The 26,766-nt window shown below is 66.6% G+C and carries 24 protein-coding genes; 10 read left to right on the top strand and 14 right to left on the bottom strand.

What is annotated here, in order from left to right:
* Positions 1–65: 65 nt before the first annotated feature.
* Both MUH00_RS02790 and MUH00_RS02785 read right to left on the bottom strand, forming a co-directional pair.
* Positions 66–3,263 carry an FAD-binding and (Fe-S)-binding domain-containing protein gene (locus MUH00_RS02790; protein WP_247002254.1) on the bottom strand — a complete coding sequence of 1,066 codons (3,198 nt, stop codon included), beginning with the start codon at positions 3,261–3,263 and terminating at the stop codon, positions 66–68.
* 6 nt (positions 3,264–3,269) lie between these two features.
* Positions 3,270–4,241 (bottom strand): NAD(P)-dependent oxidoreductase, encoded by a 972-nt coding sequence (locus MUH00_RS02785; RefSeq protein ID WP_247002253.1) that lies wholly within the window; start codon positions 4,239–4,241, stop codon positions 3,270–3,272.
* A gap of 128 nt (positions 4,242–4,369) precedes the next feature.
* Between MUH00_RS02785 and MUH00_RS02780 the strand changes: the two genes are divergently transcribed.
* Complete coding sequence (locus tag MUH00_RS02780; RefSeq protein WP_247002252.1) at positions 4,370–5,650, top strand: amidohydrolase; 1,281 nt, start codon at positions 4,370–4,372, stop codon at positions 5,648–5,650.
* Positions 5,647–6,891: a threonine ammonia-lyase gene (gene ilvA, locus MUH00_RS02775; protein ID WP_247002251.1), complete on the top strand. Its 1,245-nt coding sequence runs from the start codon at positions 5,647–5,649 to the stop codon at positions 6,889–6,891. The genes MUH00_RS02780 and ilvA overlap by 4 nt, the downstream gene beginning before the upstream one ends.
* A gap of 57 nt (positions 6,892–6,948) precedes the next feature.
* On the opposite strand, the gene MUH00_RS02770 is transcribed toward ilvA, so the two are convergent.
* From MUH00_RS02770 to MUH00_RS02735, 8 genes are all read right to left on the bottom strand, one after another.
* Entirely contained in the window at positions 6,949–7,128 is a 180-nt protein-coding gene (locus tag MUH00_RS02770) for a hypothetical protein (RefSeq protein ID WP_247002250.1), read from the bottom strand.
* An 89-nt stretch (positions 7,129–7,217) separates the two neighbouring features.
* Complete coding sequence (locus MUH00_RS02765; RefSeq protein ID WP_247002249.1) at positions 7,218–8,585, bottom strand: aminotransferase class III-fold pyridoxal phosphate-dependent enzyme; 1,368 nt, start codon at positions 8,583–8,585, stop codon at positions 7,218–7,220.
* A gap of 153 nt (positions 8,586–8,738) precedes the next feature.
* The gene (locus MUH00_RS02760; protein ID WP_247002248.1) at positions 8,739–10,376 is read right to left on the bottom strand and encodes a BCCT family transporter; all 1,638 of its coding nucleotides are present in this window, start codon (positions 10,374–10,376) and stop codon (positions 8,739–8,741) included.
* A 458-nt stretch (positions 10,377–10,834) separates the two neighbouring features.
* A complete protein-coding gene (locus MUH00_RS02755) occupies positions 10,835–11,482 on the bottom strand; it encodes a DUF8102 family protein (RefSeq protein ID WP_247002247.1) in 648 nt (215 codons plus the stop codon).
* Between the two features lie 90 nt (positions 11,483–11,572).
* Entirely contained in the window at positions 11,573–12,853 is a 1,281-nt protein-coding gene (locus tag MUH00_RS02750) for an amidohydrolase (protein WP_247002246.1), read from the bottom strand.
* 127 nt (positions 12,854–12,980) lie between these two features.
* Positions 12,981–13,367 carry a Rid family detoxifying hydrolase gene (locus MUH00_RS02745; RefSeq protein ID WP_247002245.1) on the bottom strand — a complete coding sequence of 129 codons (387 nt, stop codon included), beginning with the start codon at positions 13,365–13,367 and terminating at the stop codon, positions 12,981–12,983.
* A gap of 24 nt (positions 13,368–13,391) precedes the next feature.
* The gene (locus MUH00_RS02740) at positions 13,392–14,774 is read right to left on the bottom strand and encodes an aspartate aminotransferase family protein (RefSeq protein WP_247002244.1); all 1,383 of its coding nucleotides are present in this window, start codon (positions 14,772–14,774) and stop codon (positions 13,392–13,394) included.
* A 412-nt stretch (positions 14,775–15,186) separates the two neighbouring features.
* Positions 15,187–15,732 carry a CDP-2,3-bis-(O-geranylgeranyl)-sn-glycerol synthase gene (locus MUH00_RS02735; protein ID WP_247002243.1) on the bottom strand — a complete coding sequence of 182 codons (546 nt, stop codon included), beginning with the start codon at positions 15,730–15,732 and terminating at the stop codon, positions 15,187–15,189.
* 126 nt (positions 15,733–15,858) lie between these two features.
* Here MUH00_RS02735 and MUH00_RS02730 point away from each other — a divergent pair, with 126 nt between their 5' ends.
* From MUH00_RS02730 to MUH00_RS02720, 3 genes are all read left to right on the top strand, one after another.
* Complete coding sequence (locus MUH00_RS02730) at positions 15,859–16,746, top strand: proline dehydrogenase family protein (protein WP_247002242.1); 888 nt, start codon at positions 15,859–15,861, stop codon at positions 16,744–16,746.
* 39 nt (positions 16,747–16,785) lie between these two features.
* On the top strand, positions 16,786–17,466 hold the full coding sequence (locus MUH00_RS02725; protein WP_247002241.1) for a DUF502 domain-containing protein: 681 nt from the start codon (positions 16,786–16,788) through the stop codon (positions 17,464–17,466).
* A gap of 81 nt (positions 17,467–17,547) precedes the next feature.
* On the top strand, positions 17,548–18,003 hold the full coding sequence (locus MUH00_RS02720; RefSeq protein ID WP_247002240.1) for a hypothetical protein: 456 nt from the start codon (positions 17,548–17,550) through the stop codon (positions 18,001–18,003).
* Between the two features lie 248 nt (positions 18,004–18,251).
* Here the strand turns inward: MUH00_RS02720 and MUH00_RS02715 are convergent, their stop codons facing one another.
* Both MUH00_RS02715 and MUH00_RS02710 read right to left on the bottom strand, forming a co-directional pair.
* Complete coding sequence (locus tag MUH00_RS02715; RefSeq protein WP_247002239.1) at positions 18,252–19,181, bottom strand: branched-chain amino acid transaminase; 930 nt, start codon at positions 19,179–19,181, stop codon at positions 18,252–18,254.
* 132 nt (positions 19,182–19,313) lie between these two features.
* Positions 19,314–19,841 carry a winged helix-turn-helix transcriptional regulator gene (locus MUH00_RS02710; RefSeq protein ID WP_247002238.1) on the bottom strand — a complete coding sequence of 176 codons (528 nt, stop codon included), beginning with the start codon at positions 19,839–19,841 and terminating at the stop codon, positions 19,314–19,316.
* Positions 19,842–20,088: 247 nt separating this feature from the next.
* Here MUH00_RS02710 and MUH00_RS02705 point away from each other — a divergent pair, with 247 nt between their 5' ends.
* Positions 20,089–20,439: a DUF7471 family protein gene (locus MUH00_RS02705; protein WP_247002237.1), complete on the top strand. Its 351-nt coding sequence runs from the start codon at positions 20,089–20,091 to the stop codon at positions 20,437–20,439.
* A gap of 43 nt (positions 20,440–20,482) precedes the next feature.
* Here MUH00_RS02705 and ribB read toward each other — a convergent pair whose 3' ends face one another.
* Both ribB and MUH00_RS02695 read right to left on the bottom strand, forming a co-directional pair.
* Complete coding sequence (gene ribB, locus MUH00_RS02700) at positions 20,483–21,196, bottom strand: 3,4-dihydroxy-2-butanone-4-phosphate synthase (protein ID WP_247002236.1); 714 nt, start codon at positions 21,194–21,196, stop codon at positions 20,483–20,485.
* Positions 21,193–21,900 (bottom strand): DUF120 domain-containing protein, encoded by a 708-nt coding sequence (locus MUH00_RS02695; protein WP_247002235.1) that lies wholly within the window; start codon positions 21,898–21,900, stop codon positions 21,193–21,195. Before MUH00_RS02695 ends, ribB begins: the two co-directional genes overlap by 4 nt.
* A 330-nt stretch (positions 21,901–22,230) precedes the next feature.
* Between MUH00_RS02695 and MUH00_RS02690 the strand changes: the two genes are divergently transcribed.
* From MUH00_RS02690 to MUH00_RS02675, 4 genes are read left to right on the top strand one after another with little or no spacing between them, the layout of a single operon-like run.
* The gene (locus MUH00_RS02690; RefSeq protein WP_247002234.1) at positions 22,231–23,391 is read left to right on the top strand and encodes a glycosyltransferase; all 1,161 of its coding nucleotides are present in this window, start codon (positions 22,231–22,233) and stop codon (positions 23,389–23,391) included.
* The gene (locus MUH00_RS02685; RefSeq protein ID WP_247002233.1) at positions 23,388–24,599 is read left to right on the top strand and encodes a glycosyltransferase; all 1,212 of its coding nucleotides are present in this window, start codon (positions 23,388–23,390) and stop codon (positions 24,597–24,599) included. Before MUH00_RS02690 ends, MUH00_RS02685 begins: the two co-directional genes overlap by 4 nt.
* Positions 24,596–25,315, top strand: coding sequence for a glycosyltransferase family 2 protein (locus MUH00_RS02680; protein WP_247002232.1), 720 nt, complete (start codon positions 24,596–24,598; stop codon positions 25,313–25,315). The genes MUH00_RS02685 and MUH00_RS02680 overlap by 4 nt, the downstream gene beginning before the upstream one ends.
* A gap of 28 nt (positions 25,316–25,343) precedes the next feature.
* Positions 25,344–26,765 carry a sulfatase-like hydrolase/transferase gene (locus MUH00_RS02675; RefSeq protein WP_247002231.1) on the top strand — a complete coding sequence of 474 codons (1,422 nt, stop codon included), beginning with the start codon at positions 25,344–25,346 and terminating at the stop codon, positions 26,763–26,765.
* Position 26,766: the final 1 nt, after the last annotated feature.

Here is a 26,766-nt window from a genome sequence, read left to right as displayed (position 1 = left end):
TCGCCGCGGTCGGTCGAGCGCGGAGTCGCGTAAATCGCGACCGGCGAAAACCGGCCGGCGTCACATCAGCGAGGATCTTCGCTCGAGAGCGCGTCCGATACGTTCTCGATCGGGTGGGATGGCTCCGCGCAGCCGTCGTGCCCCGAAAGTTGGCTCCGACAGGACGCGCCCGGTGCGACGACCGTCTCGCCGTCGCTCTCGTCGACTTGGTCGAAGAGGATGCGGCCGATCGCCGCGCTCAGCGAGTAGTGCTCGGCCTCGTAGCCGAACGAGCCGGCCATGCCACAACAGCCCGAATCGAGTGCGTCGACCTCGTAGCCCGCAGCCCGGAGGACGGTCGTCGCGTGCCCGTCCTTTTTCGTGGCTTTCTGGTGGCAGTGCCCGTGGTAGGTCAGCCGCTCCGTCGGCTCGGCCAGCGGGAGGGTAGCGACCAGGTCGAACGTATCGAGATACTCCATCACGCCGTACGTATTAGCCGCCACGCGATCGATGTCGTCGCCCGAGAGTAAATCTCGATAATCGGACTGAAGCATCACCGCATCGGAGGGTTCGATCAGGACGACCTCCCAGCCGTCCTCAACGAAGGGGCGAAGGGCGTCGACGTTCGTCCGCGCTCGCTCGCGAGCGGTTTCGAGGAACCCCTTCGAGAAGGCCGGCCGGCCCGTCGACGTGACGCCCTCGGGAATCCGGACGTGGACGCCCGCCGTTTCGAGGACCTGCACGGCCGCCTTCCCGGCGCGGGGGTGGTTGTAGTTCGTGTAGGTGTCGGGAAACAGCAGGACCTTCCGATCGGCCTCCGCGAGCCCGACGCAGGAGCCGCGCTTTGCGAACCAGTCCTCGAAACTCTCGGCGGCGAAGGGCGGGAGCGATCGGTCGCGGGCGATCCCCAGCGTCTTCTCGGCGATCACGTTCGCGCCCGGCAGCGACGCGGCCCAGTTCGAAAGCGGCGCGAGTTTCGAGCCGAGGGCGTTGACCCGGTCGACGTTCGCGAAGAGCCGATCGCGCAGCGTCGCGCCGTGGGCCTCGTGGCGGGCGTGCTCGACTTCCGCTTTGAGCTTGGCCATGTCGACCTCGCTCGGACAGTCCCGGGCGCAGCCCTTACAGCCGACACAGAGGTCGACCACCTCGGCCACGAACTCGGCGTCCGTCGCGTCGGCGTCGAGATCGCCGCTCATGGCCTGGCGGAGCATGTTCGCCCGACCGCGGGTGCTCAGCCCCTCTTCTTCCGCCGCGCGGTAGGTCGGACACATCACCCCTCCGGTCGTCTCCTGGGCGCCGCGACAGCCGGCGCAGCCGTGACAGAGTTCGACCATGCCCTGCATCTCGTTTTCGTTCTCCCAGTTCAGCGCGGGATCGAAGCCGGCGTCGAACTCGTAGCCGGGAGAGAATCGGAGGTGCTCGGTCAGGTCGTGGTCGCCGCAGACGTTTCCGGGGTTCAGGAGCCAGTCCGGATCGAACGCCGTCTTCAGGTCGCGAAACAGCGACCAGACCTCGTCGCCGTAGAGCTTCCGGTTCCACTGAGTTCGGGCGCGGCCGTCGCCGTGTTCGCCGGAGACCGAGCCGCCGTACCGGACGACGAGGTCCGTCACGGCGTCGGCGATCGCCTCGAACTGGTTCAGCCCGGCCGGGCTCTTGGTGTCGACCAGCGGCCGCATGTGCATACAACCCGGGCCGGCGTGGGCGTAGAAGCTGGCGACCGTGTCGTGCGTTTCGAGCACGTTCTGGAAATCCGCGACGTAGTCGGCGAGGTTCTCCGTCGGGACGGCCGTGTCCTCGATGAACGAGATGTGCTTCGCGTCCGAGGTTCGCGAGAGCAGGATCGGCGCCGCGCTCTTGCGGAGCTTCCAGAGTTCGGCTCGCCCCTCGGGATCGTGCGCTTTGCGGGCATCGAACGCGCGGACGGGATCGTCGCTTTCGTCGATCGCCCCGTTTTCAGCCGAGGGGGACGGACCCGCCGAACCGGGGAGGCGATCGGCGAGCAACTCCCGGACCTTCACCCGACCGTCGGCGTCGTCCTCGGCGTAGAACTCGACGAGCAGCGCGGTCTCGGTTCCGTCCGGGAGCCGATCGGCGACGGCGGCGAACTCCTCGGTGTCGCGGGCGAGGCCGAGCAGCACGTCGTCGATCGCCTCGATCGCGGCTGGATCGTGGTTCCTGACGATCGCGTCGACGTCGGCCATCGCGTCGAGCAGGTCGCGGTAGGTCAGCAACGCAACGGCTTTCGTCTCGGGGATCGGTTCGAGCGAGACGGTCGCCTCGGTGACCACGCCGAGGGTTCCCTCGCTGCCAGCGAAGACGCGAGCGAGGTTGACGGTCGCGTCGGGGTCGGGTTCGCCGTCGATCGAGACCGACGCTTCGGTGTTCTCGTCGAAGGCCTCCGGCTCTCCGTACGCCTCCGCGACGAGTCGATCGAGGTTGTACCCCGAGACGTTGCGTTTCAACTGCGGGAAGACCGCGGCGATCGCCTCGGCCTCCTCGTCGACGACCCGACGCAGCGCCTCGTGGATCCGCCCGCGAAGGTCGCCGTCGGGATCGGCCCGATCGCGGAGTTCGGCGACCGTCACTTCACCGAACGTCGTCACAGTGCCGTCCGCCAGTACGACTTCGCACTCCTCGACGTAGGCGTCGGTCTTGCCGTACTGCAGGGAGTGCGCCCCGGTCGAGTTGTTGCCGATCGCGCCGCCGATCGTGCTGCGGTTCCCGGCGGCGGGATCGGGCGCGAACTTCAGGTCGTGGGGTTCGAGCGCGGCGTTGAGCTCGGCCAGGACGGCGCCCGCCTGGACGGTCGCCAGCCGATCGTCGGGGGCGACGTCGAGGAGGTCGCCCATGTGGACGGTGAGGTCCAAGACGACGGCCTCGTTGACGGCCTGGCCGGCGAGGCTCGTCCCGCCGCCCCGCGGGAGGACCGGGACTCCTCGATCGGCGCAGTATTCGACGACGGCGGCGACGCCCTCGGTCGAGGCCGGGAAGACCACGCCGACGGGCGTCACCTCGTAGGCGCTCGCGTCGGTCGCATACAGCTGTCGGCTGTACTCGTCGAAGCGGACCTCGCCGTCGATACGCGCGTCCAGCGCCGCCACCAGCGAGGGTCGATTCTCGTCGCCGCCGACGTACTCGTACTCGGTCCGCGGATCGTCTGCCGGATCGTCAGTCCCCGAGTCGATCGGTCGATCGTCGGCCGGATCGTCGGTCCGCGAACCGGTCGCGCGATCGTCGACGGGTTCGGGATCGGCCCCGGACGGTCGTGAATCCTTGCTCGCCATGGGTCGTCAGCTCGACCCGGGGACGAGAACCGCGTTCTCCAGCTCGCCGCCCTCGTCGAGCGCCGCGACGTTGTGCGCGACGATGTCGGCGAGACGATCCCAGTGTTTCGGCGTGTGGCCGCCCGTGTGGGGCGTGATGAGGCAGTTCTCGAGATCCCAGAGCGGGTGGTCGTTCGGAAGCGGTTCGGGATCGGTCACGTCGAGCGCGGCGCCGCGGATCCCCTCGGTCTGCAGCGCCGAGACGAGCGCGTCGGTGTCGACGATCCCGCCGCGGGCGGCGTTGACGACGACCGCGTTCGGCGGGAGCGTCGCCAGTTCCGCCTCGCTGACGAGCCCGCGGGTCAGGTCGTTGAGCGGGCAGGCGACGACGACGTAGTCGCTGCGGGCGAAGGCCTCGTGAATATCGTCCTCGTCGAAGCCGAGCACCTCGTCGGTCGGACCGCCCTTCTCGGGCGTGTAGCGGATGCCGATCGTCTCGACCTCGAACCCCTGGAGTCGCTTGACGACCTCCCGCCCGATCGAACCGAGGCCGACGATCGTCACGGTGCTGTCCGTGAACTCGTACGATTGGAAGTGACGCCACTCGCCGTTTCGCTTGCGGCGCCACCCCTCGTGGAGCCGCCGGGCGAACACGAGCACGTTCCCGATCGCCTGCTCGGCGATGCCCGGCGCGTGGATACCGCCCGCGTTCGTGACGGCGACGCCGTGCTCGTCGAGCGCGTCCATCGGCACGTGGTCCGTGCCCGCGAACGTGCACGCGAACAACTCGAGCCGATCGGCTCGTTCGAGGAGGTCCTCCTCGATCGTGATCCCGGTCACCACTTGCGCCTTCGGGACGAGTTCGCGCTCCTCCTTCGGCGTTCGCGCCAGCGCCACGTCGGAGTCGGGCAGTCGCTCGCGCAGCGTTTCGACGTACGATTCCATCGACAGTCCCTCCGTCCCCTCTCGGAGAACGACGATATCTGGATTCTCGCTCATATCGATCGGTGCCGCGTCGGACGGACGCGTTGTGTGACGATCGAGACGCCGTACCTTATCCCTTTTGTGTACACGACGTAACCGATGATTGTGTATAATTAAGTCGGTGGAGCGAGTCAGTCGCTAGCATGAGCGAATCGATTCGCGATCGGCTCGTCGCCGTCCGACGCGACCTGCACCGCCATCCGGAGCCCGCGTGGTGCGAATTCGCCACCACCGCGCGCCTCGTCGAAGAACTCCGCGCGCTCGACGTCGACGATCTCGCCGTCGGTCCCGACGCCTACGACCCCGCCGATCGGATGGCCGTTCCCGACGACGCAGAACTGGACCCCTGGTTCGAGCGCGCCCGAACGCGGGGCGTCGACGAGGCGCTGCTCGATCGGATGGCGGGCGGAAACACGGGCGCAGTCGCCATCCTCGACCGCGGCGAGGGGCCCGCGATCGGACTGCGGGTCGACATCGACGGCCTGTTCATCGAGGAGTCGACCGATCCGGACCACGCGCCGGCCGCCGAGGAGTTCCGCTCGGAGATCGACGGCACGATGCACGCCTGCGGTCACGACGCCCACATGACCTGGGGACTGGCCGTTCTCGAAGCGATCTCGGAGAGCGACTTTTCGGGTCGACTTGTCGTCTTCTTCCAGCCCGCCGAGGAGACCAGCGGCGGCGGTTGTCCGATGGCGAACAGCGACTACACCGCCGATCTCGACTACCTGCTGGCGGTCCACGTCGGCCTCGACCACCCCACGGGCGAGGTCGTCGCCGGCATCGAGAAGCCGCTCGCGATGTGCCACGTCGACGCGACGATCGAGGGGACCTCCGCGCACGCGGGGAAGGCGCCCAACGAGGGCGACAACGCGATCCACGCGCTCGGAACGGCGATCGAGAACGCGTACGGCATCCCGCGTCACGCCGACGGGATGACCCGGGTGAACATCGGTCGGGTCGAGGCGGGAACGACGAGCAACGTCATCGCCGAGCACGCCACCCTCAAGGCGGAGGCCCGCGGCGAGACGACGGAACTCATGGAGTACGCGAAGTCGCGACTCCGCCGCGTCATCCGCAACGCCGCGGAGCTCCACGGCTGCCGCGCGGAGGTCGAAATCGAGAGCGAGTCGCCGCGGGCCGACAGCGATCCCGAACTGCAGCGCCTCGTCGCCGAGGTTGCTCGCGGCGTCGCGGGCGTCGACACCGTGCTGCCGAGCGCGGACTTCGGCGCCAGCGAGGACGCCACCTTCCTGATGGAACGGGTCCAGGAGAACGGGGGGCTCGCGTCGTACATGATCGTCGGCACCGACCACCCGACGAGCCACCACACGCCGACGTTCGATGTCGACGAACGGAGCCTGGAGATCGGCGTCTCGGTGCTCACGGAGTCGATCCTCGCGCTCACGGAGCGTCGGCCATGACCGGGCCGCGATCGCCGGTCACCGTCGAGGACGTCGAGCGGGCCCGCGATCGGATCGACGATGTCGTCCACCGCACGCCGCTCGACACGTCGCGAACGTTCGCGGAGATGAGCGGCGCGGCCTCGGTCGGCCTCAAACTCGAGAACGTCCAACGGACGGGCTCGTTCAAGATCCGAGGCGCGTACAACAAGATGGCGCAGCTTTCGCCCGAGGAACGCGAAACCGGCGTCATCGCCTCGAGCGCCGGAAACCACGCCCAGGGCGTCGCGCTCGCCGGCGACCTGCTCGACGTGGACACCACGATCGTCGTGCCGGAGGTGACCCCCGCGGCGAAGATCGACGCGACGCGGGGCTACGGCGCCGAGGTCGTCGTCGAGGGGGACATTTACGAGCGCTCCTACGAGTACGCCCTCGAACGCGCCGAGGTGTCGGGCCGAACGTTCGTCCACCCCTTCGACGACGAGGCGATCATCGCCGGCCAGGGGACGATCGGGTTCGAACTGCTGGAGCAGTTCCCCGAACTGGACACCGTCCTCGTCGCGATCGGCGGCGGCGGCCTCATCTCGGGCGTCGGTACGGTTCTGAACGCCCACGATCGGGACGTTCGCATCGTCGGCGTCCAGCCCGAGGGCGCCGCCCACGCCAAACCGTCGCTTGAGGCCGGCGAGATCCGCGAACTGTCGGACGTCGACACAGTCGCGGAGGGGATCGCGGACACCCGCATGCTTTCGACCACCTTCGCGGTCGCCCGCGAGGTCGTCGACGACGTCGTGGCCGTCGACGATCGCGAGATCGCGACCGCGGTGGCACTGCTGGCCGAGCGGGCGAAGACCGTCGCCGAGAGCGCCGGCGCGGCGCCGCTGGCCGCGCTGCTGTCGCATGAACTCGACGTCGCGGGCGAGCACGTCGCCGTCCTCGTCTCCGGCGGGAACGTCAATCTCACCGAACACGCCGACCTGACCCGCACCGGGCTCGCCGAACTCGGGCGCTACGTCGACGTTCGCCTGGCGATCGAGGGCTGGCCGACGACGCTCGGGGCCGTGATGGAGACCGTCGAAGACCGCGGCGCCGAACTCGACCGGCTGGAACGCGCCGATCGGACCGCGGTCGATCACCCGAACCGAACGCCCGTGACGATCGGCCTCGAAGGCAGCGGACCGGATCACCTGCGCGAGGTGCTCGCGGCGCTCTCGGAGATGCAGGGCGTGACGATCGTCGAGCGGACTCCGGACGTCTCGTAGGAGTTCGTCGGGTTTCAGGTCGAACGACTGCCGGCAGAACCGACGGCGAACGCGGAATCAGTCGGAGTACAGCTCCGTCGCGGCCCCGCCGTCACCGCCTCCGTTTCCGTCTCGGGAAGCCACGTGTCGGGCCACTTCTCGGTGCTCGTGTTCCCGCATGAGGTGATCTTCGAGGGTGCGATCGAGCGCCAGCGTGTTGCCGCAGATCGGACACTCGACCGGGGGTTGAAACGTCATCTCACGAGTATTCGACCGGTTCGCGAAAGACGGTTCAGCTTGCACATGCTCGCGGCGGACCCCCGGACCTGAGGGGGTTCCGTCGAAGACTAGGCGACCTTCGCGGTCGTTCCGGCCGCTTCGATCGCCTCGCGGAAGATCGAGACGCCGAGTTCGATCTCGCGCTCGGTCGAGTCCAGCGGCGGGAGCAGCCGGACAGTCTTCTTCCCGCAGCCGAGCGTGAGCAGACCGCGTCGCAGCGCCTCCTGGACCACGGCGGTGCGTCGCTCCGGCGTGTCGAACTCGACCGCGAGCATCAGTCCCGTGCCGCGGACGTCCTCGACGTGGGACGGCGCGCCGTCCCGGAGCAGTTCTTTCGCCTGCTCGCCGCGTCGGGTAGCGTTGTCGAGCAGGTCGTGCTCCTCGATCGCCTCCAGCGTGAACGCGCCCATCATCGAACCCAGCAGATCGCCGCCGCCGAACGTCGATCCCAGGCGGTTCTTCTCGCTGGGGAACACCTCCGATCGGGAGATGGTCGCGCCGACGCGCAGCGCCTTCGCGCTGGCGATGACGTCGGGTTCGATCGGGTAGTGATCCGAAGCCCAGATCTCGCCGGTGCGACCGACGCCGGATTGGATCTCGTCGACGACCAGCGGAATGTCGTACTCGTCGGTGACGTCAGCGACCTCCTGTACGAACCCCTCGCTCGGGAAGCGGTAGCCGCCGACGCCCTGGATCGGCTCGAGGATCAAGAAGGCGATCTCGTCGGGATCAATGTGACCGCCCTCCGGCGAGAGGGTGCCGCGGAGCCGCGAGCTCGATCCGGTGAAGAATCCGCAGTCGCAGGGGTCGCCGGAACTGTCGCGGGCCCGACAGTCGCAAAACGGGATCGTTTCGATGCCGCCGATCTCGGGGTAGTGGCGCGTGTAGACCGACTTGGACTTCGTGATCGAGAGCGTCCCCAGGGTCCGGCCGTGGAAGCTGCCGGCGAAGGCCACGCCGTACTTCGCAGGCGCCCGGTGGTCGTGGGCGATCTTCATCGCGTTCTCGACGGCCTCCGCGCCGGAGTTCGAAAGGAAGACCGTGTCCATCCCGTACTGGCTCGAGACGTTGACGAGTCTCTCCATCAGGTGGCTCGAGCCCGGAAACTCGGCCTCGGCGGGGTCGGAACCGGCTCCGAAGTACATGTCCTGGCCGGCGATCTTCATCGGCTCGACGAGGTCGAACTCGCGGAGTTTCGACGTGATCTTCTCGTTGTTGTAGCCGAGCGGCGCCGCGCCGATGTGACAGGTGAAATCGAGCAACACGTTGCCGTCGACGTCCGTGACGAACGGGCCGTCGGCCTCGCGGGTGACGTCCCAGACGAACTCGTGGGAGTACTCGCTGGGCGCGGAGTACTCCTGATGGAAGTCGACCCATCGCTGCGCGTTCGGACCCGGAAGCTCGCCCGCGTCGGGTTCCGCCGTGTCCCTATCCATACACAGTTTATGTTTACATCGTACATTAAAACTTGTTATCGATTCTCGAGGGGACGGAGCGAAACAGCGCTCGTCGGTCGGGCGCGCGAGAAAAGCGAACAGCATGACGGCCGACGCGACGCGTCGGCCGGAGAGGCAGAGGGCGTCGGCGTCTCAGTCGTCGTCCGATTCGACGGGGCCGCCGGGCGGCGATTCGGGTTCAGTCGTCGCGCTCGAGCCCACGAGGACGGTTTCATCTTGCAGGAGCACGCGGCCGTAGTTCGAGCCGAAGTTCTTGATCAGCGAGAGCATCGCGAGGAAGCAGACGAAGGCGAACGGTGCGCCGGTGATGATGACGGCGTCCTGAAGCGCGCCGGTTCCGTCGTTGCCGCCGATGATCATGAGGATCGCCGCGGTCACGCCGAGGACGACGCCCCAGAAGATCCGGTTGATGGTCGATGGGCGGGCCTTGCCGCCGGTCGTCATCATCGAGACGGCCAGCGTCGAGGAGTCGGCCGACGTGACGAAGAATGTCGTTACGAGAACCATGAAGGCGATCATGAACACGGTTCCAAGGGGGAACGCCTCGAAGAGGATGAAGCCCGACAGTTCCGGTGTGTTGTTGGCGATGACGGTGCTGAAGTCGGCCGTGCCATTGTGGTGGTACATCAGGGCAGTGCCGCCGACAAACGTGAACCACGGGATGGTCGCCGCAGAGGTCGCGACGATCCCCGTGAACGCGACCTCGCGGACGGTCCGACCCTTGGAGATGCGGGCGATGAACAGGCCAGCGAACGGTGACCACGAGAGCGCCCACGCCCAATAGAAGACAGTCCATGTGTTGACCCACGCCGTGCCACCTTCGTCGCCGGCACCGGTGTAAAGGCTCATAGAGACGAAATCGGTGATCATTCCGCCCACAGCCTGTGAGCCGAGCAGGAGCAAGAACAGCGTCGGTCCCAGGAAGAACGTCGCAACCATGAGCACGACGAACAGCACCATGTTGAAGTTCGATAATCTGCGGATCCCCTTGTCGACCCCGAGCACCATCGAGATCGTAAAGAGGAGCGTCATCATCGTCACCACGAGGAGGATACCGACGTTCCCCAGGCTGATCCCCCACTGGTAGTTAAGGCCAGCGATGAACTGGCTCCCGATGAAGCCGAGTGAGGTCGCCACGCCACCGATCGTCGCGAAGACGGCGAGGATGTCGACGACCTTTGCGACCGGGCCGTCGAGGTTATCGGCGCCGATGATCGGCGTCAGCGCCGAAGAGACGCGGAGCGGGACGTTCTCGTAGTTGTACGCGAAGTATCCGATCGCGAGCCCCATGATCGTGAACACGGCCAGCTGTGGCAGCGCCCAGTGGAACAGTGTCTGCTGGATCGCGATTGGGACCGCCTCGCTCGTCCCGGCCTCGATGCCGAACAGCGGTGACGGGGAATCGTAGTAGAACAGCGCCTCCGTCGGTCCCCAGAACACGACACCGGCTGCGAACCCGGCGGAGTACAGCATCGCGAAGAACGACAGGAAACTGTACTCCGGATCCGAGTCTCCCATCTTGATCTTGCCCCACGGCCCGACGATCAGGAACAGGAGGAAGATGACGATCAGGAATACGATCACCAGTAGTGCCCAGTTCAGATAGGCGAGGACCTCGGTCTGGACGGTCGAAATCCCGTTCGAGACGAACTCTTGGTCGATGAAGAACGCTGCAATCACGCCGACCGTAAGCAACGCACCGAACAAGAAAACCGTCGGATCGATCTCCTCGAAGAATTCGCCGACCATCCCCTTCTCGGCATCGCTCATTCCGTCCCACCTCCGGTTCCGAACAGCACCGTAGCTGATCCACCCTGTTTCTGCCTCAGCCGGACTGTGCCGTGCAATGGCATACCGAGATTATCGATAGTGTACTTAATAAAAATTTTCTTTTCGTATCTGGCATATACAGATTATGTTTATCGTCGGGAAGTTGTCACGCCCGGTCAGATCCGTTCGAACCGACCGCCGGTCGTCGACGAATACGCGGATCCAAAGGTCTGTCGACCAGGTTCCGTCAGCGCATTCGCCACCCAAGACCGTCCGTCCGACGCTCGAACGGAGACCTCGGCGGGACGAGGGTTACGCGGAGAAGGCCCGTTCGACGGAAGCTTCGATAGCGACGGCGGAAAACGGTAGCAGAATACGACGGCGGAGATGGCAGAGTGCGGCAGCGATCGACGTGGTCAGCGGACGACAGCAGCTCCCGTCAACGATGAGCGATCCGCTCAGTTCGTCAGCTCCTTGAGTCGCTGTTCACGGGATTCGGCGCTCTCGTTTACGTTCCGGGCGTACTCGTCGACGCGATCCTTGATATCCTCGCGCGTCGCCTCCGGGGAGAAGTCGTCGGACATGGTCAACAGGCGGACGAACGCCCGAAGCTCCTCGTCGGTCAGCTGGGCGAACTCCTCGTTTTCGAGCTTCTCGATCACCTCGTCGACGTCGATCTGACCGACCGGGTCGACGTTGAACTCGACGTTAACCATCCGGTAGTTCGAGCCGGCGAGTCGCTGTTCGGCCTTGCCGACGCCCTCGGAGAGCATGTCCTTGAACGGCGTGTAGTACCCCATCGTCCCGAGGTGGAGAAACGCGAGCATGTCCGTGATACCCTGCGTGTACGCGTCGCGTTCGTCGTCGTCGGGGTCGAAGACCGTCTTTCGGTCCCGGTCTTCCATGTATTCGAAGAGGATGCTGAAATCGAGTATCGCGTTCCGCACGCGGCGCCGAATGCGGTTTCGTTTCTGTTTTTTGGAGTGATCGGTGTAGTCCGTCTTCCGACCGAGCAGGAAGTCGCGATCGGACGGTGTGAGGATCCCGCGGGGCCGATCGGAGTCCGCTGCCGTCCGGAGCGACTCCGGCACGTCGTCCTGACTCATACAGGGAACACGGGCACCTCGCGAATTAACACTTCTGATCGAACGAATTCGACACGTCACCGAACGGTTTTCGCCGGTCGTCGGCCGGAGTTACGGGTGTCGACGGGAGAGTTCGACGGCGGCGTCCGCGAGGACCGAGACGCCGATCCCCAGGCTCGCTTCGTCTACGTCGAACGTCGGCGTGTGGTGATTCGTCGGGTGGTCGGTGCCGACGAGCAGGTACGAGGCCAGCCCGCCCTCGCTCTGGACGCGATCCATCAGGTACGTCACGTCTTCGCTGACGCCGAACTCCGCGCTCGGCAGCACGGTGTCGACGCCGGGGACCCGTTTCGCGACGGAGCTCACGAGGTCGCGGAGTTCGGGGTCGCTATCGACCCGCGGCGATTCGCTGATCATCCGGGGCGTGACGTCGCAGTCGTGCATCTCCGCGGCGGCGTACAGTACGCGCTCGAGTTCCGTCCGCACGTACTCCATGAGCGCCGTCGTCTCCCCGCGGACCTCGCCTTCGAGCGTGATCTCCTCGGCGATGACGTTGCTCGCGGTCCCGCCGTCGACCCGACCGAAGTTCACCCGGGTCATCCCGTCGGCGTGGCGCGGGATCGCGTACGCGTTCTGCACCGCGGTCGCCATCGCCTGCATCGCGTTCGCCCCTTCGTTCGGCGCCTTGCCCGCGTGCGCGCTCGCCCCCTCGAACGTCACCGTCAGGTGCGCCATGGCGAGCGGTTTCTCGACGCCGGCGATGACGGTCCCCGTCGGATTGTTGAGTCCGATGTGGACCGCGAGCAGGTACTCGACGCCGTCGAGGTAGCCGCCCTCGGCCATCGCCTTGCCGCCGCCGGAGATCTCCTCGGCCGGCTGGAAAAACACCGTGAACGTCCCCGCAAACTCGCTCGCCTTGATCGCCTCGACCGCGCCCAGCCCGATCGCGACGTGCGCGTCGTGGCCGCAGGCGTGCATGTAGCCGTCGTGCTCGGAGCGAAAGCCCTCGTCCGCCGGTCGGTGGCCGGGTTCGTCGGACTCCCGCAACGAGATCCCGTCCATGTCGACGCGCAGCCCGACCGAGGGGCCCTCGCCCTGCTCGACGACGGCGACGACCCCCGTGTGACCGTCGGCGGTTCGCTCGAGCACGTCCGATCGGACGCCGGCCCCGCGTGCGCGTTCGAACCAGGGCTCGAGTTCCTCGGCGTCGGGGACGGCCATCCGCGCATCGGAGGCGAGCGCCTCGCGGCCGACCGCGATCTCGTCGACCCCGATCCGCTCGAGTTCGTCGACGATCCGGCCCGTGGTCCGGTACTCCCGCCAGCCGGGTTCGGGGTATCGGTGGAACTCCCGCCGGAGGTCGCGCAGCCGTTCGCGTCCGTCGAATGCCATCACTCCCCGGGTCTATGACCAGGAACTACTTAATCGTGATCGATAATCGTGTACTCCGTACGAACGGGATATCCGATCGGCGGTCCGGGTGTGACGGGAGAGCGATACGCCACGAGAAGCGGGTCGATCAGCAGACGGCGATCGCGTCCATCTCGACGCGGACGTCCTCGGGAAGCCGCGAGACCTCCACGCAGACTCTGGCCGGCGGGTCCTCGCCGAACCGCGCGCCGTAGGCCTCGTTGACGTGCTCGTAATCCTCGAGATCGGTGAGGTAAACGGTGACCTTCACGACATCGTCGAGTCCGTCGCCGCCGGCCTCGTCGACGACCGCGGCGACGTTGTCGAGCACGCGATCGGTCTGGTCTCGAATATCGCCGTCGACGGCCTCGCCCGTCGCCGGATCGACCGGCCCGTAACCGGAGACGTAGAGCGTGTCGCCGGTGCGGATACCCTGCGAGTACGGATTGTCGGAGTTCGGTGCGTCGTCGGTTTCGACGGGATGTGCGTCGGTCATGGTGTGCGTCGGGTTTCCGTCCGGTCAGGCGGTTTGTGCGGCCTCTTCGGTCGCGTGTTCGATCGCGTCTACGATGACGTCCAGGGCCGTCTCGGCGAGGTCGTGCGTGAGCACGAGCGGCGGCAGGAGTCGAAGGATGCTACCGTGCCGGCCAGCGGTCCAGACGAGGACGCCGCGCTCGAAACAGTACTGCTGGATGGCGTCGACGAGGTCGCCGTCCGGGGCGCCGTCCGCGTCGACGAACTCGGCGCCGATGAACAGGCCCCGTCCGCGCACGTCGACGAGCCGATCGGTCTCCTCGGCCGCTTCGTTCAGCCGGTCCTGAATGTACTCGCCGAGTTCGCGGGCGTGGGCCAGCAGGTCGCGTTCCTGGATGTACTCGATCGCGCGAGTCCCGGCCCGCATCGCGACCACGTGACCGCGGTAGGTGCCGGCGTGGTCGCCCGCTCCCCACGTGTCGAGATCCTCGTGGTAGATCGTCGCCGACAGCGGAAATCCGACGCCGCCGAGCGCTTTGGCGGAGGTCATCGCGTCGGGCGTCACGCCCGCCCAGTCGCTGGCCCACCACTCGCCGGTGCGGCCGAATCCGCTCTGGATCTCGTCGAAGACGAGCGGGATGTCGTTGTCGTCGGCGATGTCGCGAAGCCCCTGCAGGAACCCCTCCGGAGGGGTCACGACGCCGCCCTCGCCCTGGATCGGTTCGACGAAGATGCCGGCGGGGTTGGCGAGGCCGCCGTACGGATCCTCGACGATCGCCTGCACCTCCTCGAGGGCGTGGTCGACCGCTTCCTGCGGATCTTTTCCCATGTGGACCGGGTACGGGTAGGGCGCGTGCACGACGTCCGAGAGCAGTGGCGTGTAGTGGCCCTTGAACTTCGTGTTGGAGGTGACGCTCATCGCGCCGGTCGTCGCGCCGTGGTAGGACCCGCGGAACGCGATGAGGCCGTCGCCGCCGGTGTTGTACTTGGCGAGCTTGATCGACGCCTCGATCGCGTCGCTGCCGGTGGGACCGCCGAAGACGACCTTGTTGGATCCTCGAAGTCCGTCGGGGGCGATCTCGTCGAGTTTTTCGATCAACTCGAGGCGCGCGTCGGTCGGGAAGTCGACCGTGTGCACCAGTTTGTCCGCCTGCTCGTGGACGGCCTCGAGCACGTAGGGGTTCGCGTGGCCGACGTTGAGCACGCCGATCCCCGCGAACATGTCGATGTACGCGTTGCCGTCGACGTCGCGAACGGTCGCGCCGCTGCCCTCCTCGAAGGCGACGGGGATGTCGTCGGGGTAGGCGACGGCGCTGCTGTCGATCTCGCGCTGTTTTTCGAGCAGTTCCCGGGACCGCGGCCCGGGAACGCTGTCGACCTTCGGCGCTTCCTCGTAGTGTAGGTCTTCGATCGGTGGGCCTGCCGTCATACGTAAGGCCAGGCGAAACAGTAATAAATAGTTTGTCCACAATAACCATATAATACATACACAGATATCGAACCCGGGCCGCGGCGGAGAACTCGAGAACGAGTACCGATACACACGATAATCGTATCCGGAGAGGATACACATGACAATCGCATCCGGATAGGGGGTGCCCTCCCGCGGGGATCCGCTCGGCCTTTTGCGCCGTCGCGCGTACGCGGCCGCTCGTCGAGCGAGAGAATCGAACGGCGCTCACCGACGGCAGTGTCGTCTGCAAGATACCCGCGACGAAGCGCCGCTCGAACTCGACGGAACCGGCGCCGCGCTCGACGAGTAGTACGAGATCAGCGGTCAGACCGAAGCCGGGACTGTTCCCGGAGAACGAGTTCCGGGCCGCGTCGCGATCGTCGCCCGATCACCAGGGTTCGTTCTTCAGTCCCAGCTTGTACGCGATCACGTTCGTCGCCACGTGCAGGACGGGCGTGAGGACGACCACGACGAGGACCACGTCCCACGTGAACACTTCGCGGAACCAGCCTGTCGCGAGCAGGGCCGTCAGCGGGAGCGAGACGACGACGAAATCCAGCTGATCGAGCCCGGGGAACATCGCTCCGCGCTGGCGACCGGTCCGTCGCTTGAGGAACGACGCGAGGATGTCGCCCAGCATCGCCCCGGTGGCGAGTCCGATCGCGGCCAGCGGTTCGAACGCCGGGACGTCGACCCCGATCGCCGCGCTGACGTCGTCCGCGAGAACCGACAGGACGGCCGCGAGCGCCAGTCCGGCGAGAATGCCCGCGGCCGTTCCACGCCACGTTTTTCCGTCTCCGAGGACCCGCTTGCCGTCCCACGTTCGGCCGCCGTCGATCGGCCGACCACCGCCGGCCAGCACCGCGGCGTTGTTGGGGACGTACGCGGGTAACATCGCCCAGAAGGCGACGACGATCGTCTCGATCACTGCCATATCGGCCGCGACGAACCCCGATGTCTTAACCGGCGGTGGTTTGTCCGCGCCGCCGGCCGTCGGAACCGATGTGAGCGGCGAGCACAATCACTAACTGCCTTAGTGGTCGCCTTACAAAATCGCTGTATGATCCCACCGATCGCAAACCGGTTCGTCGCCGGAGAGACGCCGGCCGAGGCGCTCGACCACGTACGGCAGTTGAACGATCGCAACCTGAAGGCGATCGTCAACCTGCTGGGCGAACACTACAACGATCGCGATCCCGTCGACGCCGACGCCGCGACGTACCGATCGCTCGCCGCCGACATCGCCTCCTCGGGCCTCGACGCGTGCATCTCGGTCAAGCCCTCGCAACTGGGACTCGACCTCGGCGAGGACGTGTTTCGCGAGGAGGTCACCGCGATCGTCGATTCGGCGGTCGAGGAGGACGTCTTCGTCTGGATCGACATGGAAGATCACACGACGACCGACGCGACGCTCGACGCGTTCGAAGCCCTCGCCCGGAAACACGGCGGCGGTGAGCGTTCCGGCGGAACGCGATCCACGTCGGACGGCGGGTCCGGCGCTGGCGTCGGCGTCTGCGTCCAGGCGAACCTCAAACGCACCCGGGACGACGTCGAACGGCTCGCCGACGTTCCCGGCAAGGTCCGGTTCGTCAAGGGAGCCTACGACGAACCGGCCGAAATCGCCTACAAAGACAAGGCGGCGGTCGACCGCGAGTACGAGGCGCTGCTGGAGTACGCGTTCGAGCACTTCGACGGCGGCATCGCGGTCGGCAGTCACGATCCCGCGATGATCGACCGGGCGATCGAACTCCACCAGAAGTACGGGACGCCGTTCGAGGTCCAGATGCTGATGGGCGTTCGTGAAGACGCCCAGGAGGAGCTCGCCGACGAGTACGAGGTCTGGCAGTACGTCCCCTACGGTGGTCGCTGGAAGTCGTACTTCTATCGGCGCGTGATGGAGCGGAAGGAAAACCTCTGGTTCGCCGTACGGGCCGTCGTCGGGCGGTAAAGGGAAGGGCTCATTACCCCGTAGTGAGAGGTGCAGTACATGGGTTCGTGGAAGCGGGACTTCGCGAGTGGGCTGATCGTCCTCGGTCCGATCCTCATCACGTTCTACGTCATCCTCTGGCTCTACGGCATCGTCGCCGGGGTGACTCCGGGTCTGGGCCTCGAGGGGTCGACGCTCGAGCCGTTGCTCCCGTGGGACGGTTTCGACCAAACTCGCGCACACCTCGCACAGTTCCTCCGCGTGATCGTCGCGCTCACCGTCTTCATCATTCTCACCTTCTCCGTCGGCTACTTGATGCGGACGACGGTCGGCAGCCTCGTCGAGCGCGTCGTCGACGACGTCGCCAACCGCGTCCCCGTAGTTCGCGTGGTCTACAACGCCTCCAAGATGGCCGCCGAGACGGCCTTCGGAGAGCAGGAATCGCTTCAGAAGCCGGTCAAGATCGAGGTCTGGGACGGCCTCCGGATGACGGCGTTCAAGACCGGAAAGACGTCCGAAGACGGCAGGGAGGTGCTCTTTCTCCCGACATCGCCGAACATCACGACCGGATTCGTCGTCGAAGCCAACCCCGAGGACATCAGCGAACTCGACGAGGACGTCGAGGACGCGCTCACCCGCGTACTCAGCGCCGGGTTCGGCGACGCCAATCGAAACCGGATGGACGCGGGCGTCTCGATCGACGTCGTCGACGAGTCAGCGGCGAAAGGAACGGACGACTAGCGGTAGGCGATCGGAACGGCGGTTCCGGAATCGCGGGAGTGGAACGGACACGTTTTGAACGGCGGGTCCCTCCACCCGCGTATGAAGCGACGAGCCGTCATCGCTACGATCTCGAGTCTCGCGTTCCTGAGCGGCTGTTCGTCGATGCTCGGTGACGACGACCACGTCGAACTGCACGGCAGCGGCGACATCGCGGTCGTCGTCGACGACGACTCGGTCGATCTCTCCGCCGATCGGTTCCAGGCCGAACACGCCGAGAACCACTCGATGGCGTTTCACCTCCACGAGGGGGACGAACACTGGTACATGGAAGGCGAGAAGCCGGTGACGTTCGCGGAAGGGCTCGATCTTCTCCCCCACTTCGAGTACGAGGAGTCGAACGGAGACCGCGCCCTGACGATCGACGGGGAGACGTACGATTCGGCCGACTCCGGCACCGACGTCGCGTTCTACGTCAACGATGAGGCGGTCGATCCGGCCGAATACGAACTGCAGGACGGCGATGATCTTCGGGTCGAGATCAGTACTGAGGAGTGATGTCCGGGTCCGTAGAAAGCCGCAGCCGTGAGCGTGCTCGCCCTGGTGGGGCGAGCACGCGATCCGGGGAAGGTCAGGCTGTTGTTCGAGGGAATCATACCGCGAGCGAACCCGCAGGGTGAGCGAGCGGGCCGACGACCGATGTGGAATGCGCTCGGAGAGCGCATGAAACGGAGGGAGGAGTGCTTTTCATCAACGTTTTGCCGAGTGCGGTCGCCAGAGGCGACCGCACGCAGAGTAAAAGGTTGTTAGACGTATTCGAACCACTCGCCGTAGTCGTCGGTCTTGCGCTCGACCACGTCGAAGAACGCCGACTGGATGTCCTCGGTGACGGGGCCGCGGGAGCCGTCGCCGACGACGACGTTGTCGACCTTCCGGATGGGCGTGACCTCGGCCGCGGAACCGGTGAAGAATAGTTCGTCGGCGGTGTGGAGTTCGCCCCGCGAGATCGTGACGTTGTCGTGGACCGTGTACCCCATGTCTTCGGCGATCGTGATCACGGTGTCGCGGGTGATGCCGTCGAGGATCGACTCGGAGAGGCCGGGCGTGTAGAGTTCGCCGTCGCGGACGAGGAAGATGTTCTCGCCGGGGCCTTCCGCGACGTGGCCCTCCTTGTTGAGGACGATCGCCTCGGCGTAGCCGTGGCGGCGGGCTTCTTCGCCGGCCAGCAGGCTGTTGACGTAGAGGCCGGTCGTCTTCGCGTTCGTCGGGATCTGGCTGGAGGAGTGTTTGCGCCACGAGGAGATCATCACCTCGATGCCGTTCTCGAGGGCGTCCTCTCCGAGGTAGGCGCCCCACGGCCAGACGGCGATCGCCGTCTTGGTGGGGCAGTCCTGCGGGCTCACGCCCAGCGAGTTGTAGCCGTAGAAGGCGATCGGGCGGATGTAACAGGAGGGCAGTTCCTGGCGGCGGATGAGTTCCTTCGTCGCCTCGGTCAGTTCCTCCTTGGAGAAGCCGATGTCCATCTCGTAGGGTTTGGCCGACTCGAAGAGCCGATCGAGGTGTTCCTCCCAGCGGAAGATCGCGGGGCCCTCCGCGGTGTCGTAACAGCGCGCGCCCTCGAAGACGCCGGTGCCGTAGTGGAGTCCGTGGGTGAGCACGTGAATCTGCGCGTCGTCCCAGTCGACGAACTCGCCGTCCATCCAGATCGTGTCGACGTCCATCTCGTCGAATCCCATAGTCGTGTGTGTTGAAACCCACTGTACTAAGTGTTCGCGATTCGCAGGTCGGCGATCGGGTGCTCGGCGGTCGATCGAGACGGCGGGACTGAAACTGAACCGGGAGAAGCGACGGGCCGTCGCGGCGCGGCGTCAGTCGGCGGGGCGATCGGATTCGAGGAGGTCGTCGACCAGCCTGGTGAACCGATCGATCAGCCGGTCCGGTACGGTGGGTTCGACGATCGAGAGCAGCGGGGCGGTCCGCTCCGGCGCCGCGAGTGCGAGGCTGACGCGATCGCGATCGTCGTAGCGTTTCTCCACGATGTCGTGGGCGACCAGCCGATCGAGGTGGTACTCCAGGGTGCTGCGGGCGATTCCGAGGTCGTCGGCGACGGTCGCCGGGGCGACGGACTCGTTCTCGATCAGGTACACGACGATCTCCCGCGCCGTTTCGCGGCGGAACAGCGCGAGCGCGGCGCGTTCCCAGTCGTCGTAGCCGGGCGGATAGTAGTGGGTTCGGCCGTAGTGTTCGCTTCGAACGAGTTCGTCGTCTTCCAGCAGTCGGCGGACGTGGTACTGGATCTGTCCCGGCGCGAACTCCGACTCCCTGACGAGTTCGTTGAAATGGATGCCGGCGTTCGCGTGGATGCGATCGCGTATCCGTCGTCGAGTCTCGGTCATATGGATTTCGTGTACGTTCGTCCCGGACGATCGAGCGGGGACGGTGCGTACTACGAGGAGACCCGTCATAACGCGGGTCGATCGTTCCCGGCGGCTGGGAACGGTCCCGACGGCCCTGGCCCGCGTACGGACCGCGTAACTCGAGTCGACGGGACCGGAGCGGCTGACGCTCGTTCGGGCGCTCTAATGACCGTAACCGAAGAGCCTACATGACGTTTTCACCCAGGTACGGTATACGATCGCCGCTATGGACCACACGAGCCCGTTCGACATCCCGTGGCTGGACCCGCAACTGGCGCCGGTGCTGGTGGCGATCATCGTCCTCGCCGTCGTCGGGACGACGATCCTCTTCTGCTGCGGCGTCGTCGCCTATCGACGCCGGCGATCGACGCGGTATCTACTGATCACCGTGGTCCTCGGGCTGCTCGTGGTCCGATCGGTCGTCGGTCTCGGGACCGTGTTCGGACTGGTGCCGATGACGGTCCACCACCTCGTCGAGCACAGTTTCGACTTTACGATCGCCGTGCTCGTGCTGTACGCTGTGTATCGGGCCGGGACCCGAGCGGATCGGGTCTCGATCGGATCCGACGACGATTGACGGCGAGAACCGGACCGGGAGCGGACGATCGGGTACGGCGACGTTACCCAAGTCGCGCGGTGATCTCGCTGCCCTCCAGGTAGGTAAAGCCGTGCCGATCGGCGTAGGCGCGGGCGTCGGCGGGCGTGAGCGCGTGTCCGGTCTCGTCGTCGAGCATCTCGCAGACGACGACCGCGGTCGGAAGACCGGCCGCGTCGGCGAGGGCGACGCCGAGTTCGGTGTGGCCCTCGCGCTGGGCAAGCAGGTCGGGCGCGGCCTTCAGCAGGTGGACGTGGCCCGGAACGCGGAACTCTTCGGCGAAATCGATCTGAGATGGGGCGGCCGCCGCGTCGCCGAGCGCCCGGATGGTCGTCGATCGATCGGCGTCGGTGATCCCGGTGTAGGTGTCCTGATGGTTGACCGTCAGCGAGAACGAGGAGCGCTCGTCGTAGCCGAGTTCGTGATCGCCCGCGGCGGGGTGGTCGACCGCTTCGATGTAGAACGGAAGGTCGAACGCCTCCGCGATCTCGTGACCGAATGCGACGCAGATCAGCCCGCCGGCGTCGTTTCGAAGCCGGGCGACGGCCTCGGGCGTGACGGCGTCGGCGTGGTAGATGAGGTCGGTCTCGCCCTCGCGATCGGCCGCGTCGTGGACCAGCACGGGCTCGCCGACGCGAAGCGACTCGACGGCTCGATCGAACGGATCGGCGTCCGCGGCGCCCGCGCCGGCCTCACTCGGCCCCGCGTCCGACCGAGCGCCGGCGTGATGGCCGGTCATCGTCCGTCACCCACCGAGATGGTGACGTGGTCGCCGTCGTCCAGGTCGAGCGTCTCGCGGAGTTTGTCGGGGGCGATGACCTCGAGCTGGTCCTCGTCGTGGTGGGTCCGTTCGGGCGCGATGACGTGGGCGTCCTCGTACGCGTCGCCGTCGACAGTCTCGATCGTCGCCGGGTGGCAGACCGCGGGGCCGTAGGTCCGGTCCTCGTCCTCCCAGCCGTCGATTGGGACCGGTTCGAGCGAGGCGATCGCGCTCCGTCGACGGACGCTGTCCTCTCGGAGGTCGACGTTCAACGTCCCGGGGAACGGCTCGTAGCCCAGCCGCTCCTCGAACTGGCGTTTGTACCCCGGCAGCGAGATGTAGTGGCGGCCCTCGCCCATCCCGCTGGTGATCGTCCCGTCGAGTTCGACCTGGGAGTCGGACTCGAAGATGCGGCGGTAGTCCTCGTACTCGGCGTGGAGCGCGCGCTCGCCGGCGTCGGTGATCGCGACCCACTGGCCGTCGCTGACGGTGTCGCGCTCGAGCAGGTCGGCGCTCTCGAGGCGCTGGAGCCGGCGCGAGGCGGTCTGATTCGAGGCGTCGAGTCGAGTCGCGAGATGAGAACAGGAGATTTTCACGTCGCCCTCGAGCCCGCCCTCGAGCGCGAGGAGCTTGAGCACGGCCAGTTCGTCGTAGCCGACGGCGGACTCCGATGTGAGTGACATGGGAGTGGGTTGGACTCACCGCCCTAAAAGCATACCGAAAGCGGTACGCATAACAAAATTGTGATGGCGTTCGCGGGCGTCGATCGGCTACTCAATCATGCGAGGCCGGGAGCAAAAAGCCACCGATGGGCGCGAACGTGCGCACGCGGTCTCGCATCGGTCCCATGCTAGGTATCGCGCGCAGAGATTGCAATCGTCCCGACGAGGCCATCCCGAACGATCGGGTGGACGCGGTTCGTGCTGGCCCGTGACCGCCACGAGACGGCACTCGTATAACAATGCAAGCCGGTCTCTTTTAAGGCGGTCCGTTGAGGCTTCCTCCAGACGTCTATGAGACGACTCCTCAGGGCTTGTTTCGCGCTGTTGACGCTTACGGGTCTTCCCTACGTGACCTATCTCGCCGCGTACTATCTCCTGCGACCGTCGGGTTCTCCGGCGAACGGGTGGCCACGGGAGCCGTCGGTCAGCATCGTCCTTCCGACCTACAACGAGGCGGCGATCGTCGAATCGAAACTCGAAGAACTCGTCGAACTGGACTACCCGATGGACCGGGTCGAGATCGTCGTCGTCGACTCGAGCGACGACGGGACGGCCGAACTGGTCGAGACGTTTTTCGCGGGCCGATCGGCGCCGGAACTGACGCTCATCCACAAGGACGAACGCGAGGGGCTGGCGACCGCGCTGAACGAAGCCTACGCCGCCGCTGCCAGCGAGATCGTCGTCAAAACCGACTGCGACTCTCGGATCGCGCCCGACGCCGTCCGGAAGGCGGCGGCGAACCTCGCCGATCCAGAGGTCGCGGCGGTGACGGGCCGCAACGCCGAGGTGATCGGCGGCAGCGAGGTCGAACAGGGCTACCGGGACGTCCAGACGATGATCCAGGTGCTCGAGTCGCACCTCGATTCGACGCTGATCTTCCACGGTCCGTTCTCCGCGTTCGAACGCGACGCGATCGTCCCCATCGACTCGGACTCGGTCGCCGACGACTCCGAACTCGCGCTGAAGATCCGCCGCAACGGCGGCCGAGTCGTCTTCGATCCGGAGATTCACTACCGGGAGGCGGCCCACTCCGAGTTCGGCAAGCGTCGCGAACAGAAGGACCGTCGGGCGATGGGGCTGTTACGACTGCTGTGGCGACAGCGCGACGCGATCGGTAGTCACGGGCTCTACGGCCGGGTCGTGCTGCCGTTCAACTGGTGGTTCATGGTGATCTCGCCCTGGCTCCTCGCCGGTTCGATCGCGCTCGCGACGGTCGGGTCGCTGGCCCTGGCCGGCCCCTTCGGACTCGCGGTCCCGGCTGCGCTGTTCGGCTTTACGACCCTCGGCTCGCGGGACGCGCTCGGCCCGCTCCAGCCCGCCTACGCGCTGTTCGACACGCAGGTCTCGCTGCTTCGCGCGAGCGTCGCCCTCGTCCGCGCCCGCGGCGACGAGGACGAAACGATCGACGGGACCTGGGCGCCCGATCGGGAACTCCGGGAGGTGTTACAGTGACCGACGTCGCGATCCTCCACGATCGCTTTCCCGGCGTCGGCGGCGGCGAGGAGTTCGCGATCGAGGCCGCCCGAGTGCTCGACGCGCCGATCTACACGACCTACGTCGCGGAAGGGACGGATCTGCCGGACGACGTCGAGGTGATCCCGTTCCGGCAGGCCAAGTACACCTCGCTTCCGTGGCGGCCGTTCCTCGAGTGGAAAAACGAGGGGATGAACCCCCTCGAGACGCTCAACGTCGCGCTCGACCTGACCGACGCCCACGACGATCTCGCCGGATACGACGTGGTCCTCGAGAGCGCGCCGCTGTCGAAGTACTACGTTCCGGAGGTCGACCAGCGGATCGTCCACTACCCCCACAGCCCGCCGCGGTGGCTGTATGACCTCTACCGCGATCGGCTCTCGTCGTTCGAGTATCCGTTCGTCGAGACCGCGATCAAGGGCTACGCGAAGGCGTGGCGGGCGATGGACAAGGAGGCCAACGACTACGTCGATCGGTTCGTCGCGAACAGCGAGCTCGTCCGCGATCGGATTCGACGCTTCTACGATCGCGACGCCGAGGTCGTCTACCCGCCGGTCACCGGCGACTGGCGCGACGAGGGCGACGACGGCTACTTCGTCACCTGGTCGCGGCTCGCCCCCGAGAAGCGGATCGATCTGATCGCGAAAGCGTTCGCGGGGCTCGACGAACGGCTCGTGATCGCGGGCGACGGGAAACAGCGCGAACGACTCGAAGCGATCGCGGCGGCCCACGACAACGTCGAGGTGCGAGGCTACGTTGACGACATCGAGTCGCTCGTCGCTCGGGCCACCGCGGTCGTCTACGCGCCGAAGCAGGAGGACTTCGGCCTCGTCGGGGCGGAGGCGATGATGGCCGGGAAACCGCTGCTCGGCGTGGACGAGGGATTCACGCGGTATCAGGTCCAGGGCGAGCGGACTGGCCTCCGCTTCGAGCCGACCGTCGCGTCGATCCGGGACGCCGTTCGCCGGTTCGATCCCGACGACTTCGACTCGGTGGAGATCCGCGAGGAGGCGCGGCGGTACGAGTACGATCGGTTCGCCCGGGGGCTCCGAGAGGTCGTCGAGGAGGTGGCCGCCGGAGCGCCGGGTTCTCGGCTCGCCGAGGACCCACCGCGGCGGGAGGCACCCGAGGAAAGCGACGCCGACGAGGCGGAACGAACGGCGCTCGAGGGGGTGACCGACGAGTGACCGCCGCGGCCGTGGCGGGGATCTCCCGACCGATCGACCACCCGGATCCCCGGATCTCGGTGGTCGTGCCGACGATCCCGGCGAACGACCACGACGCAGTCGTCGACCGCCTCCGCGCGCAGACGGCCGACGCCTACGAGGCGATCGTCGTCGACGACGCGACGCTCGACATCTGCGAGGCGCGCAACGCGGGCATCCGGGAGGCTCGCGGCGAGATCGTCGCGCTGACCGACGACGACTGTCGGCCGTCCGGCGAGTGGCTCTCGCGGATCGAGGCCGCGTTCGATCGCGATCCGGGCCTGGTCTGCCTCGAGGGAAGCGTCCGCGGCGGCCGAACCTACGACGGCGAGCGCCGCTACGTCGGCTGCAACCTCGCGTTCGATCGCGAGGCGGCGCTCAACGTCGGCGGCTTCCGCTCCGAGTTCGCCGGCTGGCGCGACGACACCGAGTTCGGCTGGCGGATGGAACGCGACGCTTCCGGTCGCTGCGCCTATCGCGACGAGGTCAGCATGCACCACCCCGACCAGCCGCGGGCGACGATCGACGAGGACCTCGAGGCCCGCCTGCGCCGGGAGTACCCCAGACGGTACGAGGAGGTCATCGTCCCCGACACCCTGCCGGGGCGGGTCAACGACTGGCTCTGGCGCAAGGGGTTCTGGAACCTCGTCGATACGATCCGCTACGACCTCCCGAACGCCGTTCGATCCGACAGATGACGAAGAACGCTACCCCCTCAATCGAACTATGACCAACGTCGCACTAGTCGTCCTCGACACGCTCCGGTACGACGCCTTCGAGGAGCACTTCGACTGGCTGCCCGGCACGCGGTTCGAGCACGCCTGGAGCACGAGCCACTGGACGGTTCCGGCCCACGCCTCGCTGTTCACCGGCAGGTACGCGAGCGAGGTCGGCGTCTACGCCGATGCACAGACCTTCGACTGCCCCGGCCCCCTGCTCGCCGAGCGCCTGCAGACGGCCGGCTACGCGACGCGAGCGTTCAGCGCGAACCCGAACCTCTCGCCCGTCTTCGACGCCGATCGCGGCTTCGACGAGTTCGAGCTGAGCTGGCGCATCCGACATCACGGTGACGACCTGTTCGACTGGGACGGCTTCATCGCGGAGACGCGCGACCAGGGGCCGGAGCGGTACGCCCGCGCGCTCAAGGAGGTCCTGCTGGGGGATAATCGGACGCTCCCGTCGCTGAAACACGGCGCCGTACTGAAACTTCGAGACACCCCGCTCGCGAGTCAGGTCGAGCACGTCGACGAGGGCGCGAGCACCGCACTCGAGATGGTTCGCGACGCGAGGTTCGGCGACGACGAGTTCGTCTTCCTGAACCTGATGGAGGCCCACTCGCCGTACGACCCGCCTCCGGAGTGGAAGACGGTCGACGTCGACATCGACGGACTCGCCGCTTCGCTCGGGGAACCCGACGACGATCCCGCGGACCTGCGGCGGGCGTACGACGACTGCGTCCGGTACCTCTCGCGCGTTTACGAACGGATCTTCGCCGAACTGCGCGAGTCGTTCGACGTGATCGTCACGGTCAGCGACCACGGCGAACTCCTCGGCGAACACGGCGGCTGGGAGCACCTCTCGGGCATCTACCCGGAACTCGCCCGCATCCCGCTGTCGGTCTACGACGCCCGGGACGGGAGCGTCGAGGGGGTCGCATACAACGATCGATCGGTCTCGCTCATGGACGTCCACGAAACCGTCCTTGCCGCGGCGGGCCTCGAGTCCGATCCCGAGGCGCGGGGGCGGGACCTCACCGACCTCCCGGACGCCGATCCCGGTCCCGTTCGGGAACCCCAGTCCGAGAGTGCGGATGGTGACACCGGGGAGCCCGCGGCGGACGGGTTCCGCGAGGGCGAAACCCTCGTCGAGTACCACGGGCTGCCCGAGCGACACCTCGACGCCCTGCGCCGAAAGGGGTTCGAAAACCTCGACCACCGCGCCGAGTGGCTCGACGGCGTCGCCGTCCGCGGCTACTTCGGCTACGAGACGTTCGACGGGTTCGAGGAGTGGGGCGAGTCGCCCTACGATGACCCGCGGGGGCGGCTCGAGGCGCTCGTCGAGACGATCGATCGGCGGACCGACGTCTCCGAGGACCGCGAACTGGACGAATCGGTGATGCGACAGCTGGAGGACTTGGGATACGCATGAC

Origin of the sequence: Halosolutus gelatinilyticus, from assembly GCF_023028105.1 — an archaeon.
Taxonomy (GTDB): domain Archaea; phylum Halobacteriota; class Halobacteria; order Halobacteriales; family Natrialbaceae; genus Halosolutus; species Halosolutus gelatinilyticus.
The sequence above is the reverse complement of the archived record's forward strand: the minus strand, read 5'-3'. Positions and strand labels throughout refer to the sequence as shown.

Excerpts from the sequence above, each read along its gene's own strand:
- MUH00_RS02690 (WP_247002234.1), top strand. The coding sequence starts at position 22,231 with ATGAGACGACTCCTCAGGGCTTGTTTCGCGCTGTTGACGCTTACGGGT.
- MUH00_RS02720 (WP_247002240.1), top strand. The coding sequence starts at position 17,548 with ATGAAGCGACGAGCCGTCATCGCTACGATCTCGAGTCTCGCGTTCCTG.
- MUH00_RS02760 (WP_247002248.1), bottom strand. The coding sequence starts at position 10,376 with ATGAGCGATGCCGAGAAGGGGATGGTCGGCGAATTCTTCGAGGAGATC.
- MUH00_RS02790 (WP_247002254.1), bottom strand. The coding sequence starts at position 3,263 with ATGGCGAGCAAGGATTCACGACCGTCCGGGGCCGATCCCGAACCCGTC.
- ilvA (WP_247002251.1), top strand. The coding sequence starts at position 5,647 with ATGACCGGGCCGCGATCGCCGGTCACCGTCGAGGACGTCGAGCGGGCC.
- MUH00_RS02765 (WP_247002249.1), bottom strand. The coding sequence starts at position 8,585 with ATGGATAGGGACACGGCGGAACCCGACGCGGGCGAGCTTCCGGGTCCG.
- MUH00_RS02730 (WP_247002242.1), top strand. The coding sequence starts at position 15,859 with ATGATCCCACCGATCGCAAACCGGTTCGTCGCCGGAGAGACGCCGGCC.
- MUH00_RS02780 (WP_247002252.1), top strand. The coding sequence starts at position 4,370 with ATGAGCGAATCGATTCGCGATCGGCTCGTCGCCGTCCGACGCGACCTG.
- ribB (WP_247002236.1), bottom strand. The coding sequence starts at position 21,196 with ATGACCGGCCATCACGCCGGCGCTCGGTCGGACGCGGGGCCGAGTGAG.
- MUH00_RS02750 (WP_247002246.1), bottom strand. The coding sequence starts at position 12,853 with ATGGCATTCGACGGACGCGAACGGCTGCGCGACCTCCGGCGGGAGTTC.
- MUH00_RS02705 (WP_247002237.1), top strand. The coding sequence starts at position 20,089 with ATGGACCACACGAGCCCGTTCGACATCCCGTGGCTGGACCCGCAACTG.
- MUH00_RS02755 (WP_247002247.1), bottom strand. The coding sequence starts at position 11,482 with ATGAGTCAGGACGACGTGCCGGAGTCGCTCCGGACGGCAGCGGACTCC.
- MUH00_RS02715 (WP_247002239.1), bottom strand. The coding sequence starts at position 19,181 with ATGGGATTCGACGAGATGGACGTCGACACGATCTGGATGGACGGCGAG.
- MUH00_RS02695 (WP_247002235.1), bottom strand. The coding sequence starts at position 21,900 with ATGTCACTCACATCGGAGTCCGCCGTCGGCTACGACGAACTGGCCGTG.
- MUH00_RS02675 (WP_247002231.1), top strand. The coding sequence starts at position 25,344 with ATGACCAACGTCGCACTAGTCGTCCTCGACACGCTCCGGTACGACGCC.
- MUH00_RS02785 (WP_247002253.1), bottom strand. The coding sequence starts at position 4,241 with ATGAGCGAGAATCCAGATATCGTCGTTCTCCGAGAGGGGACGGAGGGA.
- MUH00_RS02740 (WP_247002244.1), bottom strand. The coding sequence starts at position 14,774 with ATGACGGCAGGCCCACCGATCGAAGACCTACACTACGAGGAAGCGCCG.
- MUH00_RS02725 (WP_247002241.1), top strand. The coding sequence starts at position 16,786 with ATGGGTTCGTGGAAGCGGGACTTCGCGAGTGGGCTGATCGTCCTCGGT.
- MUH00_RS02745 (WP_247002245.1), bottom strand. The coding sequence starts at position 13,367 with ATGACCGACGCACATCCCGTCGAAACCGACGACGCACCGAACTCCGAC.
- MUH00_RS02770 (WP_247002250.1), bottom strand. The coding sequence starts at position 7,128 with ATGACGTTTCAACCCCCGGTCGAGTGTCCGATCTGCGGCAACACGCTG.
- MUH00_RS02710 (WP_247002238.1), bottom strand. The coding sequence starts at position 19,841 with ATGACCGAGACTCGACGACGGATACGCGATCGCATCCACGCGAACGCC.
- MUH00_RS02735 (WP_247002243.1), bottom strand. The coding sequence starts at position 15,732 with ATGGCAGTGATCGAGACGATCGTCGTCGCCTTCTGGGCGATGTTACCC.